Raw genomic sequence first — 2,183 nt, 5'->3', positions numbered from 1 at the left:
GCGTGACAGGCCGGCGCTCTAACCAACTGAGCTACTCCCGCAGCGCGGGCGAACAAGTCGTTCGCGCAACGTGGCGTCCGTTTACCCAGCCCCCATGACGGTGTCAAGCGAGCAATCGTCCCCGGCATGACATTTTCGCAAAACCCCATGCCAAATGTGGAAAAACCCCGAATCGACAGGCGCTAGCGGGCATTTGTTGAAGTGGAAAACGAGAATCGCGGAGGCGTCTCGTTTCGCTCGCATCGGGAGGGAATTGGCTAACAGACTGCTAGCATCGAGCACAGCATCGCGTAACTGGTGGGCGATGACGGACTCGAACCGCCGACATCCTCGGTGTAAACGAGGCGCTCTACCAACTGAGCTAATCGCCCGCCGGGCCGGTTGGCCAGCAAAGGTGGCCCTGATTAGGGCCCCGCCCGGCCATCGTCAACCGACAAATGAAATGGCCCCGGCGCAAAGCGCTCGGGGCCGATCAAGAAACCGGAAAAATCCGGTCTTAGTTGATCGCATCCTTCAGGCCCTTGCCGGGCTTGAACTTGGCCTGGTTGGAGGCCGGAATCTGAATTTCGGCGCCGGTGGCAGGATTGCGGCCGGTGGACGCCTTGCGCTGCGACACGGCGAAGGTGCCGAAGCCGACGAGGCGGACTTCTTCGCCAGCCTTCAGCGAGCTCGTGATGGCTTCAAACACCGCGTCGACCGCCTCAGCAGCCTGCGCCTTGGTGATGGTCGCCTTGTCGGCGACGACGCCAACCAGATCGTTCTTGTTCATAGCGTTTCCTCACAGTGGAATTGCCCGCCCTCGCTGGCGAAGCTCAAAACGCGGCAACCCTTGTTCGATTCTGCGTGAAACGCAAGGATTTCCGGGCTTTTCACGAGGCCGGACGGTGCAGAACCGTTAATGGACCGGAAAAACGAACCCGACAAGACCGGAAAAGCCTGATGCCCCCGTTTTCGGGGATTTATCCCAGAAATTGCCGCTCATTTCCGCCCTTTTGCCGGCACTCTGCCGATGGAAAGCATCAGCGGCAGCGCCAGAAGATAGACGCCAACGGCCACCAGCCAGATCATTCCGGGCCAGGAATGCCTGATTCCATAATAGATGAAGCTGAAAAACAGCGGCCCGAACACGGCGGCAAGGCTGACCAGGCTGGCCAACACGCCCTGCAACTGCCCCTGCCGATCGGCATCGACCTGCCGCGTGGTGAGCGATTGCAGCGCCGGAATGCCCACCCCGCCCAAAGCAAAGAGCGGCGCCATGGCGAACAGAATCCACCCCTGCGTCACAAAGGCCAGCGTCAGCATGGCCCCGGCCTCGAACACCAGCCCGGCAACCAGCGCCCCGCGCTCGCCCAGCCGGGCCACGGCCGGCCCGGTGGCGAAGGCCTGCGCCAGCGCGTGGCAGACGCCCCATGCGCCCAGCGACAGGCCGATCATGCGGCCATTCCAGCCAAAGGCATCCTCGCTGAAAATGGCCCAGATGGTGCCATAGACCGTGCCGACGAAATTGAGCAGCAGGAAGATGGCCATGAGGGGAATGAGCGTCTTGAAGCTGAACGCCCAGGCCAGCGGGCGAAAGGGATTGAGCGTCTCCCAATCGAAACGCGCCTGCTTGCTGCCGGGGCGCGATTCGGGCAGCACGAACAGGGCCAGCAAGAAGTTGAGCCCGTTGAGCACCGCCGCCAGCAGGAAAGGCGCACGCACCCAGACATCGCCCAGAATGCCGCCCAGCACCGGCCCGATGATGAAGCCGATGCCGAACATGGCATGGAAATAGCCGAAGCGCTTGGCGCGCTCGCCCTCGCTGGAAATATCGGTGATATAGGCGGTGGCCACCGCCATATTGGCGCTGGTGACCCCGGCGATGGCGCGGCCCAGCACCAGCAGCCATAATTCGGGCGCCAGGGCCATGACGACATAGTCGATGGCCGCCCCCGCCAGCGACACCAGCAGCACCGGCCGCCGCCCGAAGCGGTCGCTAAGCACGCCCAGGATCGGCGAGCACAGAAACTGGCAGGCCGAATAAAGCGCCAGCATGACGCCGAGCAGCGTGGCGATCTCGCTGGTATGGCCGACATCGCGCAGCAGCGCCGGCAGGATGGGAAACACCAGCCCGATGCCGATGGCGTCGAGCATGACGGCGGCAAGAATGACGGCAAGGGCCTTGTTCAAGGGAAGCTCCTGTT

The 2,183-nt window shown here is 62.8% G+C and carries 2 protein-coding genes and 1 tRNA gene; all 3 read right to left on the bottom strand.

The features are described from left to right. Positions 1 to 295 precede the first annotated feature (295 nt). Positions 296 to 371: transfer RNA gene (locus VDP82_RS17345), tRNA-Val, on the bottom strand. A gap of 125 nt (positions 372 to 496) precedes the next feature. After that, positions 497 to 769 carry an HU family DNA-binding protein gene (locus VDP82_RS17340; RefSeq protein ID WP_323016072.1) on the bottom strand — a complete coding sequence of 91 codons (273 nt, stop codon included), beginning with the start codon at positions 767 to 769 and terminating at the stop codon, positions 497 to 499. Between the two features lie 209 nt (positions 770 to 978). Then, entirely contained in the window at positions 979 to 2,133 is a 1,155-nt protein-coding gene (locus tag VDP82_RS17335; RefSeq protein WP_416347140.1) for a TCR/Tet family MFS transporter, read from the bottom strand. Positions 2,134 to 2,183: the final 50 nt, after the last annotated feature.

This window comes from Devosia sp., assembly GCF_034675085.1.
In the GTDB taxonomy this organism is placed as follows: Bacteria; Pseudomonadota; Alphaproteobacteria; order Rhizobiales; family Devosiaceae; genus Devosia.
The sequence above is the reverse complement of the archived record's forward strand: the minus strand, read 5'-3'. Positions and strand labels throughout refer to the sequence as shown.

Excerpts from the sequence above, each read along its gene's own strand:
- VDP82_RS17340 (WP_323016072.1), bottom strand. The coding sequence starts at position 769 with ATGAACAAGAACGATCTGGTTGGCGTCGTCGCCGACAAGGCGACCATC.
- VDP82_RS17335 (WP_416347140.1), bottom strand. The coding sequence starts at position 2,133 with ATGCTCGACGCCATCGGCATCGGGCTGGTGTTTCCCATCCTGCCGGCG.